Annotated in this window: 1 protein-coding gene; it reads right to left on the bottom strand. The window is 67.2% G+C overall.

Annotated features, from left to right (window positions below; translation table 11 throughout):
* On the bottom strand, window positions 1-519 hold a 519-nt coding region (locus D9C15_RS33275), incomplete at its 5' end, for an electron transfer flavoprotein subunit beta/FixA family protein (protein WP_164886986.1).

The following is a 519-nucleotide window of genomic DNA, read 5'->3' as shown; positions in this document are numbered from 1 at the left end:
TCAGATCACCTTGGCTTCGTTCTTCAGCTTCGCCACGAGGGTGGCGACGTCCGGCACCTTCACTCCCGCGCCGCGCTTGGGCGGCTCGCTCACCTTCAGCGTCTTCAGGCGCGGGGCGACGTCCACACCCAGGTCGGCCGGCTTGAGCGTCTCCAGCGGCTTCTTCTTGGCCTTCATGATGTTGGGCAGGGTCACGTAGCGCGGTTGCGGCAGCTCGGCGAGTGCGGCCAGCATCTGGCCGGTCTGGTTGCAGTCGTCGTCGATGGCCTGCTTGCCCAGGATCACGAGGCCGGGCTGTTCCTTCTTCACCAGCGCGTGCAGCAGCTTGGCCACGGCCAGGGGCTGCAGTTCCTCGCTGGTCTCGACCAGGATGGCGCGGTCGGCGCCGATGGCCATCGCGGTGCGCAGGGTCTCCTGGCACTGGGTGACGCCGCAGGAGACCGCGATGATCTCCGTGGCCACGCCCTTCTCCTTCAGCCGCACCGCCTCTTCCACGGCGATCTCGTCGAAGGGGTTCAT

The organism is Piscinibacter defluvii, from assembly GCF_004011805.1.
Lineage (GTDB): Bacteria > Pseudomonadota > Gammaproteobacteria > Burkholderiales > Burkholderiaceae_C > Piscinibacter > Piscinibacter defluvii.
This window is presented reverse-complemented; position numbering and strand designations above follow the sequence as displayed.